This is a genomic window from Propionicimonas sp. (assembly GCF_047606205.1).
GTDB lineage: Bacteria > Actinomycetota > Actinomycetes > Propionibacteriales > Propionibacteriaceae > Propionicimonas.
The window spans coordinates 1-15,190 of the sequence record NZ_JASGES010000096.1; the positions used below are offsets into that span (position 1 = coordinate 1).

Consider the following 15,190-nt stretch of genomic DNA (forward strand, 5'->3'; position numbering starts at 1 on the left):
CGAGCGCGAGGACGGCGAGCAGGCCGCCGGCCTCCGCGAGGACGATCGCGGTCGCGCGGACCGCCTCGACGGACCCGGCCCGCGACCGGGCAGCCGCCAGTGCCTCGTCCGCGGCGTCAAGACCGGCCAGGCGGCGGCCCTGCAGACCGAAAGCCAGCACCTCGCGCAGGCCCTGGATGTCGTCGCCCAGGCGGCGGGCCAGCTGACCGCGCCGCCGGGCCACCTCCTGGGCAGTGCGCCACGCGCTCCGACTCGAGGCGAAGGGGGCCAGGAGGACGACCGCCGCGACGAACGGCGCGAGCACGGCCGCGAGCCCGGCGTCGACGGCGACCGCCAGCCAGATCAGCGCGATCGCCGGCACCACGATGGCCGCGGCGGCCGGGGGCATGGTGTGAGCGAAGAAGACCTCGACCCGGTCGATGTCCCGGGTGGCCCGCTGGGTGAGCTCGGCCCCCGCCCGACCCTGGGTCGCCGCCGGCGCCTGCGGCGCCAGTCGGGCGAAGTACAGCTCACGCAGCCGGGCCAGGGCGGTGAACGCCACCCAGTGGCCCGCGTAGTGCTCGAGGTAGCGCAGCAGAGCCTTGGCCAGCGCGACGACGACGAGCGTCCCGACCAGCCCGCCGACGGATACCGGCTCGCCCGCCGCAGCCCGGCCGAGAGCCGCCGCGACGATGACCAGCAACGCGACCCCGAGCAATTGGCCGGCAATCCGGGCGAGCGCGGACAGGACCAAGGTCCCCCGCAGCGCACGGGTCTGGCGGACCAGCCACACCGCCAGGTCCCTGCGGCGGGGCTGGTCCCTGCGGCGGGGCTGCGCCGAACCCCTCATCGCGCCGCCTCCTGCCCGCCGAGACGCACCACGCGGTCGGCGGCCAGGATCGCTCCCGGCCGGTGCGCGATGAGCAGGACGGTCCGTCCCGCTGCGAGCCGGCCGAGCGCGGCGAGAACGGCGGCCTCACCAGCCAGATCGACCTCGGACGTGGGCTCGTCCAGCACCAGGATCGGCGCGTCGCGCAGCGCGGCCCGCGCGATCGCCAGCCGCTGCGCCTGACCGCCGGAAAGGAGCCGGCCGTGCTCGCCGACCGGGGTCTCCAGGCCCGCAGGCATCGCCTCGACCTCCTCGCGCAGGCCGGCCAGCTCGAGCGCCTGCCAGAGCCGGTCGTCGTCGGCGTCCGGGGCGGCGACGCGCAGATTGTCGGCGACGCTGCCCAGGAACAGGAAGGTGTGCTGCTCGACGACGGCGATCCGTCCGCGAACCACGTCCCGGTCGGCGATGCGGGTGTCGAGGCCGTCCACGAGCACCTGCCCGCCCTGCGGCAGCAGGTGGGCCTGGACGAGCGCGCTCACGGTCGACTTGCCGACGCCGGACGGCCCGATCAGCGCCACGGTCTCGCCGGGAGCGACCTGGAGCGAGAACCCGCGCAGGACCGGCTGGTCCTCGACCCAGCCTGCCGTGACGTCGGCCAGGGCGAGGCCGCCGCGCCCGCCCTCCGGCCGCGGAGCAGACGCCGCCGAGGTGGTGGATGCCGCCCCGGCTTCGAGATGCGCCTCCAGTTGTCGCTGCGCCGCGCGGCCGGCCATCCCGACGTAGAAGAACTGGCCGACGAGATCGACCGGCCCCACCACGAGGGTTGCCATCAGGAGGATCGAGACCCCGGCTCCCAGGCTCAGCTGGCCGGAGGCGATGCGCCCCACGGCCAGTGCTGCCGCGGCCACGACGACGGTGAGCGAGAAGGCGGCGTCCACCACGAGGATCAGCAGTTGGTTCCCGGCCAGCAGACGCATCACGCCCCGCCGGTGCTCCTCGCCGCGCTGCGCCAGCACGGACGCGGCGCGGTCGGTCGCCCGCGTGTAGGCCAGCAGGTCCAGGGCCTGGATGGCCTCGAGAAAGGCCGCGGTCAGCGTCGCCTGGGTGCGCCGGTACTGCGCGCCGATGGGACGGACGAGGCGCTGGAAGACGCCGATCACGACCGGCACCACGAGCACGAGCAGCGCCAGCCAGCCGGCGATGACGGCGTCGACGGTGAGGCCCATCACGGCCAGGACGAGGAACGGCGCGGTCAGCGCCCCGAGCAGGGGCCCGAGGAAGCCGGCCCGGTAGGCGGCGGTCCGCTCGACCGCTGCCGTGGTAAGCGACAGCAGTTCCCCCGACCGGCCGGCCGTGCGCACCACGCCCAGGTCGTGGACGCCGCCGACGGCGAGTTGACGCAGTCGGCGCTCGGCGTCGGCCGGAGCCCGCTGCGCCAGCCAGCTGGTCGCGCCGGCGCACAGTGCGGCGATCAGCGCGAGCGCGGCCATGGTCGCGAAGCCTCCGACACCGGCGGTGTGCCCTGACGCCAGCAGGTCCAGCGCCGAGCCGACCCCGCGGAACAGGAGCGACAGCGCGACGGCCCCGATCCAGGCGAGCGCCGCCGAGCAGCAGATCACCCAGGTCGGTGTCGTCCGGCGTACCGGCGTGGCAGCGGCGGTCGCGGTCGCGGAAGGACCTCTACGGGACACCTCAGGCACGGGGCGGCACCCCCGCGCCGGTGAGGTCGCACGCAGGAGCGATCGCGCAGGATCGTGCGCGCCGTGCGTCGTGCCCCCGGTCGGTCATGCCCCGGAGAGTATCCAGTCCTCGACTGTCCATCCCACCTCCCGGGCAAGTGACGATATCCGGTCTCATTATCTATAGTGTCGGGCATGTCCGCTCACCACACCGACCTCGCTCGGAAGAACCGGTCCGCAGAGGCCTCCCGGTGACCGCCGCAGCGGTGGCGGAGGCCACCGGCCCCGTTCGTCCCGCCGGTCCGGGTGCGTCCGGGGAGTCGCCGCCGTCCGTCCGGGAGGACTTCTTCGCCCCCGTCCGCGACACCCTGCTGATCATCGTCGCGCTGAGCCTGCTGGGCGCCGTCAGCGGAGTGGTGCCCTTCGTGGCGATCGTCGAACTCGCCCGGGCGCTGCTCCCCGCCGTCGACGGGCAGCCGGTCGACACCGGACGGGTCTGGACGATCGTCGTCGTCGCCGTCGTCGCCCTGTTCGTCAGCGTCGGCACCAGCTTCGGTGCCGGTGCGGTCGGGCACTTCGCCGACGCCCGGCTGCAGTTCTCGCTGCGACGGCGGATCGTCCGGCACCTGCAGCGGCTGCCGCTGGGCTGGTTCGACCGGCGCTCCTCCGGGACGGTGCGCAAGCTCGTCGAGAGCGACGTCTCGGCCCTGCACCAGCTGGTGGCGCACACCATCGGTGAGGTGGTCGCGGCGATCGCCGTCCCGGTGGTCAGCCTGGCCTACCTGTTCGCCGTGCAGTGGCAGCTGGCGCTGGCGGCCCTGGTGCCGCTGGTCGTTGCGGCGATCCTGTTCCCGGTGCTGATGCGGGGGAGCGCGGAGAAGTACGAGCAGTGCGACGCGGCCACCGCGGCGCTGGCCGGAGCCACCGTCGAGTTCGTCCAGGGCATCGCCGTGGTCAAGCGCTTCGGGCAGGTCGGACGCAGCCACCGCCGCTACCGGGACGCCACCGCCCGCTACGTCCGCTTCGTCGGCGAGTGGACGGCCGACACCGCGGTCGCGTTCACCATCATCGAGGTGCTCACCTCGCCGGTCGTGGTCCTGGCCTGGCTGCTCGGAGTCGGCTCGTGGCTGGTGGGCATCGGTGCCGCGACCCCGATCGACGTGCTCCCCGGACTGCTCCTCGGCCTGGGACTCACCGCCCCGCTGATGAAGCTCGGCGCGTCCATGCAGTTCCTGCGCAACGCGACCAACGCGCAGAAGTCCCTGGCCGCCTTCTTCGCGCTGCGGCCCACCCCGCAGTCGGCCGCGCCGCGCGTCCCGGCCGGGCACGACATCGCGGCCCAGGCGGTGTCGTTCGGCTATGAGCCCGGCCATCGGGTGCTGCAGGAGGTCACCGCCGCGTGCGCCCCCGGCTCGGTCACCGCGCTGGTGGGCGCGTCCGGCTCGGGCAAGTCCACCTTCGCCCGGCTGGTGCCGCGGTTCTACGACGTCGACACCGGCCGGCTCGCCATCGGCGGGGTGGACGTCCGGGACGTCGCGGGGACGCAGCTGTACCGGGAGGTCGGTTTCGTGTTCCAGGACGTGCAACTGCTGCGGGCGAGCCTGCGCGACAACATCCGCCTCACCCGGCCCGACGCCACCACTGAGGAGGTGGAGGACGCGGCCAGGGCCGCCCAGATCCACGAACGGATCCTGCGCTTCGAGCGCGGCTACGACGCGGTCGTCGGCGAGGACGCGAACCTGTCCGGCGGCGAGGCGCAACGGGTCACGATCGCCCGCGCCCTGCTCGCCGACGCCCCGATCCTGGTACTGGACGAGGCCACCGCCTTCGCCGATCCGGACTCCGAGGCCGCGATCCAGCAGGCGCTGGGCACCCTCGCCGCCCACCGCACCGTGCTGGTGATCGCGCACCGGCTGCACACGGTCACCGGGGCCGACCAGATCCTCGTCCTGGACGCCGGGCGCATCGTCGAATGCGGCACGCACGCCGAACTGGTCGCCGCCGGCGGCCGGTTCGCCGGGATGTGGTCGGACTACCAGCGCAACCACTCCCGCACGCTTCCGCAAGGAGTCCGGCCGTGATCCGCAGGATGTTCGCCTACTGCTCGGACGAGGCGCGGCGACTGCTGGTCGTCGAACTCTCCCTCGTCGTGGTGAACGCGGTGCTGCAGGGCGTCGCCTTCCTGATCCTCGTGCCGCTGCTGCGCGCGCTGTTCGCCGGCGACCGGGACGACGCCGGGCGCTGGCTGGTGGCCACGGTGGTCGTCGCCGCGCTGTACGCGGTCAGCGCCTGGTGCGCCAGCCAGGTGGGGATGAAGGCCAGCGGGGCGGTGCTCGACTCCCTGATCACCCGACTGGGTGAGCGCCTCGTGGGCCTGCCCGTCGCCTGGTTCGCGCCCGACCGCACCGGCCTGGTCACCGGCATCGCCACCCAGGGAGCGATGTTCGTCTCCACCATGCCCTACGCGATCCTGCGCCAGATCCTGGTCGGCTTCGTCGCTCCGGGAACCGTTCTGGTCGGCATGTGGTTCCTCGACTGGCGGCTGGCCCTGGCGATGACCGTGATGGTGCCGGTTCTCGTGGTCGGCTATCGCTGGCTGAGCCGCCGGATCGGCGAGGGCGACGCCGTCCATGCCGAGGCCGTCGCGGACGCGTCCAGCCGGGTCATCGAGTTCGCCCGGGCCCAGCCGGCCCTGCGCACCGCCGGCGACGGTTCGATCGCCGACCGGCTCGTCGAGCAGGCGTTGCAGCGCCAGCACCACGCCTACCGGGACATGCTCGCGACCGGGGGCGCCGGGATCGCGGCGTTCGCAGGGATCGTGCAGCTCTCCCTCACCGTCGTGCTGGTCCTGGGCGCCTTCCTCGCCCTCGGCGGCGACGTCGACGTCCCGACCCTGATCGCGCTGCTCGTCCTGGGCGTGCGGTTCAACGAGCCGATCGCGCAGGCCGGAGACCTCGGCGGCGGCGTCGCGGTGGCGCGGACCACGATCGACCAGCTCGACGAGCTCGCCGCCGTCACGGCGCTGCCGGAGCCGGAGCACCCGGCGGAGCCCGCCGGCTGGGGGATCGCCTTCGATCACGTCACCTTCGGCTACGGCGGCGACCCGGTGCTGAGCGACCTGTCGTTCACCGCCCCGGCAGGCAAGCTGACCGCGATCGTCGGGCCGTCCGGCTCGGGCAAGACCACCATCGTCCGGCTGGTCGCCCGCTTCTACGACCCGGAGGCGGGCACCGTCCTGATCGGCGGCATCCCGATCCCCGCCCTCGGCACCGGCGTGGTCGAGGCCGCGGTGGCCCCGGTCTTCCAGGACGTCTACCTGTTCGACGACACCATCCTCGGCAACGTCTGGATCGGCAACCCGGGCCTCTCCCGCGACCAGGTCATCGCCGTCGCGACCAGGGCACGGGTGGACGAGATCGCCGCCCGGCTTCCCGGCGGCTGGGACGCCCGGGTCGGCGAAGGCGGCTCGAACCTCTCCGGCGGGGAACGCCAGCGGGTCTCGATCGCCCGGGCCCTGCTCAAGGACGCCCCGATCGTCCTGCTCGACGAGGCGACCGCGGCCCTCGACATCGGCAACGAACTCGCCATCGGCGAGGCGATCGACGCGATCCGGGCCGACCGCACCCTGATCGTGGTCGCCCACCGCCTGCAGACCATCATGACCGCCGACCAGATCATCATGCTCGACGCCACCGGCGGCATCCGCGAGACCGGCACGCACGCCGAGCTCCTCGCCGCCGGCGGCGCCTACGCCCGCTACTGGCGCGAACGCGTCGACGCCGCCGGTTGGCAACTCGCGCCCGAACCCGCATCCACGACCACCGATTCCGGGAGGAACGAACGATGACCCAGAACGTCCACACGTCCACGACAGGCACCAGCGCCGCCGGGCGGCCCAGACCGGGTCTCTGGGTCCGCTTCTCCGCCAGGGATCTGCTGAACACGGCGATCTTCGCAGTGATCTACGTCGTGATCGTGTTCGCGATCGCGATGCTCGGCATCATCAGTCCGTTGGTGATGTTGCTCACCCTGCCGCTGGCGGCCATCGCCGGCGGGATCCCGTACCTGCTGTTCCTGACCCGGGTGCGGCACGCCGGCATGGTGACCCTGTTCGGCACGGTCGTCGCGCTGCTGTTGTTCATGATGGGCCACCCGTGGCAGAGCACGATCCTGACCATCCTGCTGTCCGTCATCTCCGAACTCGTCCTCGCGTCCGGCCGGTACCACTCGACGTGGGCGGCGATCTGGACCTACGTGGTGTTCTGCGCCTGGTTCGCCGGCCCATGGATCCCGTTCTTCCTCGACCCGGTCAGCTACTTCCAGCGGCCGAGCACGGCAGCCATGGGGGAGGGATACCTGCGTGAGTTCCAGCAGGTCGTCACCTTCCCGGCCGTCGCCGCCATGGTTGCCGCGACGCTCGTCTGCGGGCTGCTCGGCGGCCTGCTGGGCACCCGCCTGCTGGCAAAGCACTTCCAGAGGGCTGGGCTGGCGTGAGCACCGAGGTGCGAACGCGCCCGGTCCGCGAGCGGCCCTCGCTTCGGTTCAGCGCGCGCGACCTGGTGCACACGGCGATCTTCGCCGCCATCCTGATCGTCCTCACCTACGCGATCGGGATGCTCGGCGTCCTCTCCCCGGTCGTCTGGCTGGTCGTCGTCCCGGTCCAGACGGTCGTCGGCGGCATCCCGGTCATGTTGTTCATCTCCAGGATCCGGCACGCCGGCATGTTCGGCCTGTTCGCGATCGTGGTCGCGCTGTTCTACCTGGTCAACGGCAACACCTGGATCGGAACGGTGGCGATCGTCCTGCTCGGCCTGGCCGGCGAGCTGATCCTGTGGGCCGGACGCTACCGGTCGAGGCCGTCGGCGGTCGGGGCCTACACGGTGTTCGGCATGAGCTTCTTCACCCCCTTCCTGCCGCTGCTGGTCGATCGCGACGCCTCCTTCACCTCTGCGAGCTGGACGGAGATGGGCGCCGACTACGTCCACGCCGCCGACGTGCTGCTCAGCCCGGCGGTGATCGGCTCGCTCGGCGCCGCGATCCTTCTCGCCGCCCTCCTGGGTGGGCTGCTGGGTGCTGCCACGTTGAAGAAGCACTTTGTCCGCGCCGGCCTCGCTTGAGCAGCGGACGGCGGCGCTCGACCCGCCTCGCATCGCCGGCCTGGACCCTCGCAGCAAGATCCTGCTGGTGATCGCCTGCAGCATCACCGTGATGAGTCCGGGTGGCCTGCGCTTCGTGCCCACCGCGCTCGGCCTCGCGATCGGGCTGGCCCTGTGGGAGAGGGCCTGGGCCAGGGCCGCGTCCCTGGCGGCGACGGGGGTCACCATGTTCGCCCTCGGCTGGTGGCTGCCGCTGTGGTGGCCCAACCCGCTCACCACGATCGTCGCGATCGCGTGCAGCTACCTGATCCGCTTCGTCGTCGCGATCGGCGTCGGTGCCCACCTGGTCCAGACGACCTCGCCGACCCAGCTGGCCGCGGCCTTCCGTTCCTGGCGGATCCCGCGCCCGATCTCGGTGACGCTCGCCGTGATGCTCCGCTTCTTCCCGGTGGTCGCCAGCGAGGCCTCGGCCGTGATGGACGCGCTCAGGCTGCGCGGGCTGGCCGGGACCGGTGGCCTGCTGCGCCACCCGGTCCTCACCCTGGAGAGGTTCACCGTTCCGATGATCGCCGCAAGTCTGCGCGCCAGCGAGGACCTTTCGGCCTCGGCGATCCTGCGCGGGCTGGGCTCGGCCCGCACGCCGACGTCGATGTGGCCACCCCGGTTCGGCCCTCGTGACGGCCTTCTCCTGCTGCTGGTCGCCGCTCTCGTCGTCGCGACCCTCGTCCTGCCCTCACCGCTGACATGACCCAGCCTGTGAACGTCGGTCAGGACGCGATCCGCATCGCCGGGGTCTCCTGGAGCTACCCGCACGCCGACGCGCCGAGCCTGCGCGAACTGGACCTGCGGGTCCGTCCGGGCGAGTTCGTGGTGCTCTGCGGGGCGTCGGGATCCGGGAAGTCCACCGCGTTGCGGCTGATCAACGGGCTGGTCCCGCACTTCCACGACGACGGCGTCCTCACCGGAACCGTGACCGTCGCCGGGATCGAGACCACCACCGCGGAGCTGGACGCGATCGGTGAGCTCACCGGCACGGTGCTGCAGCACCCCAGACGCCAGTTCTTCACCGAGACCGCGCCGGAGGAGATCGCCTTCGCCATGGAGAACTTCGGGCTCCCGCCGGAACGGATCCGCGAGCGGGTCTCGGGAGCCGTCGCCGCGCTGGCGGCCGGAGTCCCGGTCGGGCAGTGTCTTCGCGACCTGTCCGGAGGACAGCAGCAGCAGGTCGCGATCGCCGCCGCCACCGCCCACGTTCCCGGGATCCTGGTGCTGGACGAACCCAGCTCCAACCTCTCCGCGGACGCCGTGCAGCGGCTGGTCGACACCCTCGCCGAGCTCAAGGCCGCGGGGACGACGATCGTCGTCGCCGAGCACCGGTTGCGCTACCTGGCCGGTCTCGCCGACCGGATCATCGTGATGCGCGACGGCCGGGCCGATCTCAGCTGGACCGCCGCCGAGTTCCGCGCCGTGCCCGAGGAGGTGCTGGCTCGCGAGGGGCTGCGCGGGGCCGTCCGCGCCAGCACCGCTCCCGAACTGCCGGCCACCGGCGCCAGCGTCCGGACGGCCGCGAACGAGGCCCAGTCCGGGGCGGCTCCCGACCGCGGGCTCGCCCTGGCCGGGATCCGCTGCCGTCTCGGCGGACGCACCGTGCTCGCGATCGAGCGGGCCACCTTCCCTGCGGGAGCGGTGACCGCGATCCGCGGCGTCAATGGCGCCGGCAAGACCACCCTGGCGCGGGTGGTCACCGGGCTGCAGCGCAGCGCGGGCACCGTCCGGCTCGACGGCGAGGTGCTGACCCCTGCCGCCCGGCAGCGGGCGAGCGCGATCGTGATGCAGGACGTGCAGCGGCAGCTGTTCACCGACAGCGTCCAGGCAGAGATCGCCCTCGCCGCCGACGCGGGGCTGCCCCCCGCGGACGTCCAGGACGTGCTCGCCGCGCTCGACCTGGCCCCGTTCGCCGAACGCCACCCGCTCTCCCTGTCCGGTGGTCAACAGCAACGTCTCGTCGTCGCCACCGTCGGGGTCTGTGGCCGTCGCGTGGTCGTGTTCGACGAGCCGAGTTCCGGCGTCGACCGCCGTCACCTGCAGTCCATCTCCGACCAGATCCGCCGCGTCGCCGCGGACGGCGCCGTCGTCCTGCTGATCAGCCACGACGACGACCTGCTCGCGCTCGCGGCCGACCGGCAACTCACCCTCACCCCGCCGAAGGAGCGACGATGACCGCCTCCGACCCCCCCGCCGCCACGACCGCGGCACCGGCTGCCCAGGTTCCGCTGCTGCTCGGGTCGGTGTTCCTGGTCTATCTCGGCCAGATGACCCTGAACCCGGTGATCGCGCCGCTCTCCCGCCAGGTCGGGCTCGCCGAGTGGCAGATCGGCGTGACCATCAGCACCGCCGCGGTGATGGTGGTGCTCACCAGCCAGTTCTGGGGACGCCGGTCCCAGTCGTGGGGCCGCAAGCCGGTGCTCGTCGCGGCCCTCGGCCTGGCCGTGGTCGCCATGGGGCTGTTCGCGGTCTCGGCGGGGCTCGGCATGGCCGGGCTGGTCGGCGGCACCACGCTGTTCGCGTTGTTCGTGGTTCTGCGCGGGATCGGCTTCGGCGCCGCGATCGCCGCGGTACCGCCCACCGCCCAGGCCTACATCGCCGATGTCACCGCCGACGAGGCGGCCCGGGTGAAGGGCATGGCCGGGGTCGGCGCGGTGCAGGGCATCGCGATGGTCGCCGGGTCCGTGGTCGGTGGCGTGCTGTCGGCCTTCGGCCTGCTCACTGCGCTGGTGGCGGTCCCCGTCCTGCTCGCGGCCGGCCTCGCCCTGATCGCCCTGCGGCTGCGCCGCGAGCCCCGGCACGAGCTGATCGCCACGCCCGCACGGGTCAGCCCGCTGGACCCCCGGGTGTGGCCCTTCCTCCTCGCCGGCTTCGGCATGTTCACCGCCCTCGGCTTCATCCAGGTGATCACCGGCTTCGTCGTGCAGGACCGGCTGCACCTGGGCGCGGAGACCACCGGCCTGGTCACCGGCGGTGCGCTGCTGGCCGCAGGGCTGGGCATGATCGTCTCGCAGGCCGTGGTCGTGCCCCGCAGCGGCTGGACGCCGCCCACGCTGCTTCGGGCCGGCGGCGCGACCGCGCTCGCTGGCTTCGTGCTCCTCGTCCCCGACCTCGGCGCGGCGCCGCTGTTCGCCGCGGTCCTGCTGATCGGCCTGGGGCTGGGCCTGGCCATGCCGGGCTACACCGCCGGCCCCACGCTGCTGATGAATCGCGAGGAGCAGGGCGGGCTGGCCGGCCTGGTCGGTGCGACCTCCGGCCTCACCTTCGTCGTCGCTCCCACCCTGGGGACCGCGCTCTACGGCGTCGAGCCGGCCCTGCCGATCGTCCTGGGAGCCGTCGTGATGGCCGTGGTGGTCGGGTTCGTCCTCGTCCATCCCCGGTTCCGCGCGGTGCCGGAACCGGCGCGTTGAGCGTGCGGGGATCGGACCCGGACCCTTCGGGATGAGAGTGACTCTCGGTACATAGTCACATTGCAATCTGTTTATATGTGTGCTGGAATGACGCCGTGGACGTGGAACCGGGGCTCGCGGACGCCGCGCAGTTGTTCAAGGTTCTCGGCAGTGAGCCGAGGCTGGGGTTGCTGCGGCTGATCGGCGTCCAGCCCCGCACGGTCGGTGCGCTGGCGGAAGTGACGGGATTGTCGCAGCCGCTGGTGTCGCAGCACCTGCGGACGCTGCGCCAGGCCGGCCTGGTGACGACGACCCGCTCGGGCAAAGAGGTCACCTATCGGCTGGCGGACCTGCATGTCAGCCATGTGATCGCCGACGCGCTCGCCCACGTCCGGGAGCCCGCCGCGGTACCAGTCGCGGACGGGGAGTCATCCGAGAACGACCAGAAGGAGTCATCATGACCAGCACCGATGTCCACGCAGAACACACCACCGCAGAGCACCAGCACGGCCCGGGTTGCGGCCACGAGCCCGTCCAGCACGGCGACCATGTCGACTACGTGCACGGGACGCACCACCACGCGCTCCACGGGGACCACTACGACGAGCACGAGTCGGTCGCCGAGCACACCACCGCGGAGCACACCCATGGCGCCGGCTGCGGCCACGAGGCCGTGCCGCACGGGGATCACGTCGACTACCTCCACGACGGTCACCGGCACGCCGCCCACGCGGGCCACTACGACGAGCACTGACTCTCTCGGGCCGGCGAACCGGGGCCGCTGACCACCCGTCCTCCTGAAGCCGCGGACTGCTCCGGGCCGGGAGTCGCGGTGACGCGGGCCCAGGCGCAACGCGGGATCGCATCCACCCTGGGTAGTGGTAACGAGTCTCAGTATATTGTGAGGAGGGTTCACGCCGTCCGCACAAGGAGACATCATGGTTGACGCCGAACAGCTCGCCCGCTTCGAGACCGGACGCGGCTTCATCGCCGCCCTCGACCAGAGCGGGGGCAGCACGCCGAAGGCCCTCGCCGGCTATGGCATCGACGCCTCCGGCTACGCCAGCGAGGCCGAGATGTTCGACCTCATCCACGCGGCCCGCACCCGTGTGATCACCAGCTCCGTGTTCACCAGCGACCGGATCCTGGCGGCGATCCTGTTCGCCGGCACTCTCGAGCGCGAGATCGAGGGACGTCCCGTGGTGGACTACCTGTGGAAGGTCAAGGGCATCCTCCCGTTCCTGAAGATCGACGTCGGGCTCGACACCGAGCACAACGGCGTCCAGCCGATGCGGGAGATCCCCGACCTGGACGCGCTCCTGGCCCGGGCGGCCGCGCGCGGGATCTTCGGCACCAAGGAGCGGTCACTCATCCACGCCGCGAACCCCGACGGCATCGAGCTCGCGGTCACCCAGCAGTTCGAGATCGCCGAGCACGTCCTGGCTGCCGGGCTGCTCCCGATCCTCGAGCCCGAGGTCGCCATCGGCGCACCGGACAAGGTCGACGCCGAACGCCTGGTGAAGGCCGCGCTGCTCGATGGCCTCGACTGCCTGCCGGGCTCGGGCGAGGTCGCCCTCAAACTCTCCATTCCCACGCTGGACGGCTTCTACTCCGACCTGATCGCCCATCCCCGGGTGGCGCGGGTGGTCGCCCTGTCCGGCGGCTACAGCCGGGACGAGGCGAACGCCCGGCTGGCCCGCAACCCGGGGCTGATCGCGAGTTTCAGCCGCGCCCTGCTCGACGGCCTGACCGCCCAGCAGAGCGACGAGGAGTTCGACCGGGCCCTGGACGCCTCCATCGAGTCCATCTACCACGCCTCGATGGCCTGATCCAGGTCCGACCCGTCCCGCACAGCTGTCGCCATACGGCGACTCCATCATGTTGTCGCCATCCGGAGACAAGGCGGGCACGTCCAGCCAAACCACCAGCAGCAGCCGGGGCACGGCTCCCCGGTGACGGCTCGTCGACCCGGATGTCCGCGGCCTCGGCGGGACGCGGCTCGTCGACCCGGCCGTGTGCCAACGGGCGGACGCGTCCTTCCGGCCGCGCTCAGGCCTTCTTGTCCTCGGCGTCCGGCGCGGGCTGGACCGACCAGTCCGGGGGTTCATCCTTGCCGGACTCCTCGTCGCGGTCCGCGTCCTGCGACGTCTTCTGCACGATGCCGGGCGTGTGGTGGACGGGCGCGTAGACCACGTACAGCTTGAGGTCCTCCTCGCCGGTGTTCTCGACGTCGTGCCAGGTGCCGGCCGGCACCTGGATGCTCCAGCCGTCACGGACCTCCCAGGACTGGAGTTTCCGCTTGTTCGAACCCATCAGGGCGCGGCCCGTGCCCGCGTCCAGGCGGAGGAACTGGTCGGTCTCCGGATGCTTCTCCAGCCCGATCGAGGACCCCGGCGGGATCGACATCAGGGTCACCTGCAGGTACTTCCCCGTCCACGCCACCGTGCGGTAGTTGGCGTTGCCGGTCGTGGCCTTCTCGATGTCGAAGACGTGGGGTTCCGGCCCGTTGTCAGCGATCTTCATGTGGTCTTCCTTCCTTCGGAGTATCGGCTGTGCTGCGGTGCGGCCCGGCGTCGGTTCCGTTCCACCGGCGCCGGGTCAGGGGAAGGACCAGCCACCCGCCGGTGAAGGCCACGGTGCTTGCCGCTGCTGCGAGGACGGCGGCGGTCGGCCCGGCGACGAACCCGAACACCAGCGCCGCCACGAGAACGACGGTGACCGCCAGTGCGGCGATGCCCGCCTTGGCGATCGCGTCGGCGGTGTCGACGAGACGGTGCTTCACGTGCTGGCGGAACAGCGACCTGTGCAGCGGCACCGGGGCCACCACCAGGATCGTGGCGAGGGTGGCGAAGCCGACCGCGGCAAGATAGACGCCGACCATCACCGGGTCCAGGTCGCTGAAGCGCGCCTGGAACGGGATCGCGAGCAGGAAGCCGGACAGGATCTGCAGGCCGGTCTGGGTGACCCGGAGCTCCTGGAGCAACTCGTTCCAGTTGCGGTCACTGCGCTCGGCCGGGGTCTCGTCCCGCTCCGGTTCTGGGCCGTTCGGGTCCAGCATGCCGTTCCTTCCCGTGGTCGTGGCTGCCGGTCAGGGCGTGGGCTCGCCGCCCGTGACGCTCAGGGTCTCGCCCGCGATGTAGCTCGACTCGCCGGAGGCCAGGAACACGTACGCCGGTGCGAGTTCCGCCGGCTGCCCGGCACGCCCCAGCGGGGTGGACTGGCCGAAGCTGGTGAGCTTCTCCATGGTCTGGCCGAAGGATGGCTGCAGCGGAGTCCAGATCGGGCCCGGTGCGACGGCGTTGACCCTGATCCCCTGGGGCGCCAGTTGCTGCGCCAGGCCCTTGGTGAAGTTGTTGATCGCAGCCTTCGTGGTCGCGTAGTCGATCAGGGTCGCCGACGGCTGGTAGGCCTGGATCGAGGTGGTGTTGATGATCGTCGATCCCGGCGGAAGGTGCGGCACCGCCGCCTTGGTGATCCAGAACATGGCGTAGACATTCGTCTTGATGGTGTCGTCGAACTGGTCGTCGCTGATCTCGGTGATGCTGTCCTGGGCGACCTGTTTGCCGCCGTTGTTCACCAGGATGTCGAGCCCGCCGAACTCGGCCACCGTCGCCTCGACGATCCCGCGGCAGTAGTCCGGGTCCTTGAGGTCGCCGGGGAGGGCCAGCGCCCTCTGGCCGGCTGCTTCGATCAGCGAGAGGACGTGTCGTGCGTCCGGCTCCTCCTCGGGCAGGTAGCTGATCGCCACGTCGGCACCCTCCCTGGCGAAGGCGATCGCCGTCGCGGCGCCGATGCCGGAGTCGCCACCGGTGATCAGGGCTCGGCGGCCGGCGAGACGGCCGCTGCCCCGGTAGCTCTCCTCGCCGTGGTCGGCGACCGGACGGAGGTCGCGATCGAGTCCTGGCTCCGGCTGTCGTTGCTCCGGAGGATCCACCCGCTCGTAGCGGGTCACCGGGTTCTCGAAGCTGTACTGGTCCTTGCCCATGGCGGGTTCCGTCCTGTCCATCCACGATTCGGGTCTTCCTGGTCTGTACCCGAAGTCGCGGGGCGCAACCCGAAGCGGCGGCTGGACGGCGGGTGGGACCTGCCGCGCAGCTCGATTCCACCGCTGCCGGTTTGGGCTCGCCGGTGAAGGGTAGGAGAGGGCATCTGCTCTCGGGCAACAGCGGGAGC

Annotated in this window: 15 protein-coding genes; 10 read left to right on the forward strand and 5 right to left on the reverse strand. The window is 71.9% G+C overall.

What is annotated here, in order from left to right:
• Together QM633_RS06340 and QM633_RS06345 are read right to left on the reverse strand one after the other, a co-directional pair.
• The coding region (locus QM633_RS06340) for an ABC transporter transmembrane domain-containing protein (RefSeq protein WP_415152890.1) at positions 1-829 on the reverse strand (829 nt) is incomplete at its 3' end.
• Positions 826-2,508, reverse strand: coding sequence for an ATP-binding cassette domain-containing protein (locus tag QM633_RS06345; RefSeq protein WP_415152891.1), 1,683 nt, complete (start codon positions 2,506-2,508; stop codon positions 826-828). The genes QM633_RS06345 and QM633_RS06340, both read right to left, overlap by 4 nt.
• Positions 2,509-2,738: 230 nt before the next feature.
• Between QM633_RS06345 and QM633_RS06350 the strand changes: the two genes are divergently transcribed.
• The 10 genes from QM633_RS06350 (at position 2,739) to QM633_RS06395 (ending at position 12,846) form a co-directional block, all read left to right on the forward strand.
• The gene (locus QM633_RS06350; RefSeq protein ID WP_415152892.1) at positions 2,739-4,568 is read left to right on the forward strand and encodes an ABC transporter ATP-binding protein; all 1,830 of its coding nucleotides are present in this window, start codon (positions 2,739-2,741) and stop codon (positions 4,566-4,568) included.
• On the forward strand, positions 4,565-6,334 hold the full coding sequence (locus QM633_RS06355) for an ABC transporter ATP-binding protein (protein WP_415152893.1): 1,770 nt from the start codon (positions 4,565-4,567) through the stop codon (positions 6,332-6,334). The genes QM633_RS06350 and QM633_RS06355 overlap by 4 nt, the downstream gene beginning before the upstream one ends.
• Positions 6,331-6,981 (forward strand): MptD family putative ECF transporter S component, encoded by a 651-nt coding sequence (locus QM633_RS06360; protein ID WP_415152894.1) that lies wholly within the window; start codon positions 6,331-6,333, stop codon positions 6,979-6,981. Before QM633_RS06355 ends, QM633_RS06360 begins: the two co-directional genes overlap by 4 nt.
• Positions 6,978-7,604 (forward strand): MptD family putative ECF transporter S component, encoded by a 627-nt coding sequence (locus QM633_RS06365; RefSeq protein WP_415152895.1) that lies wholly within the window; start codon positions 6,978-6,980, stop codon positions 7,602-7,604. Before QM633_RS06360 ends, QM633_RS06365 begins: the two co-directional genes overlap by 4 nt.
• On the forward strand, positions 7,582-8,331 hold the full coding sequence (locus QM633_RS06370; protein ID WP_415152896.1) for an energy-coupling factor transporter transmembrane component T: 750 nt from the start codon (positions 7,582-7,584) through the stop codon (positions 8,329-8,331). The genes QM633_RS06365 and QM633_RS06370 overlap by 23 nt, the downstream gene beginning before the upstream one ends.
• Positions 8,328-9,803: an ATP-binding cassette domain-containing protein gene (locus QM633_RS06375; RefSeq protein ID WP_415152897.1), complete on the forward strand. Its 1,476-nt coding sequence runs from the start codon at positions 8,328-8,330 to the stop codon at positions 9,801-9,803. The genes QM633_RS06370 and QM633_RS06375 overlap by 4 nt, the downstream gene beginning before the upstream one ends.
• Positions 9,800-11,038 (forward strand): MFS transporter, encoded by a 1,239-nt coding sequence (locus QM633_RS06380; protein WP_415152898.1) that lies wholly within the window; start codon positions 9,800-9,802, stop codon positions 11,036-11,038. Before QM633_RS06375 ends, QM633_RS06380 begins: the two co-directional genes overlap by 4 nt.
• A gap of 95 nt (positions 11,039-11,133) precedes the next feature.
• Positions 11,134-11,478, forward strand: a complete 345-nt coding sequence (locus tag QM633_RS06385; protein ID WP_415152899.1) for an ArsR/SmtB family transcription factor — start codon at positions 11,134-11,136, stop codon at positions 11,476-11,478.
• The gene (locus QM633_RS06390; protein WP_415152900.1) at positions 11,475-11,771 is read left to right on the forward strand and encodes a hypothetical protein; all 297 of its coding nucleotides are present in this window, start codon (positions 11,475-11,477) and stop codon (positions 11,769-11,771) included. Before QM633_RS06385 ends, QM633_RS06390 begins: the two co-directional genes overlap by 4 nt.
• A gap of 184 nt (positions 11,772-11,955) precedes the next feature.
• Entirely contained in the window at positions 11,956-12,846 is an 891-nt protein-coding gene (locus tag QM633_RS06395; protein WP_415152901.1) for a fructose bisphosphate aldolase, read from the forward strand.
• Between the two features lie 220 nt (positions 12,847-13,066).
• Here QM633_RS06395 and QM633_RS06400 read toward each other — a convergent pair whose 3' ends face one another.
• From QM633_RS06400 to QM633_RS06410, 3 genes are read right to left on the reverse strand one after another with little or no spacing between them, the layout of a single operon-like run.
• A complete protein-coding gene (locus QM633_RS06400; RefSeq protein WP_415152902.1) occupies positions 13,067-13,540 on the reverse strand; it encodes a cupin domain-containing protein in 474 nt (157 codons plus the stop codon).
• Positions 13,527-14,075 carry a DUF6328 family protein gene (locus QM633_RS06405; protein WP_415152903.1) on the reverse strand — a complete coding sequence of 183 codons (549 nt, stop codon included), beginning with the start codon at positions 14,073-14,075 and terminating at the stop codon, positions 13,527-13,529. Before QM633_RS06405 ends, QM633_RS06400 begins: the two co-directional genes overlap by 14 nt.
• Before the next feature lie 30 nt (positions 14,076-14,105).
• Entirely contained in the window at positions 14,106-15,023 is a 918-nt protein-coding gene (locus tag QM633_RS06410; protein ID WP_415152904.1) for a glucose 1-dehydrogenase, read from the reverse strand.
• Between the last annotated feature and the right edge of the window lie 167 nt (positions 15,024-15,190).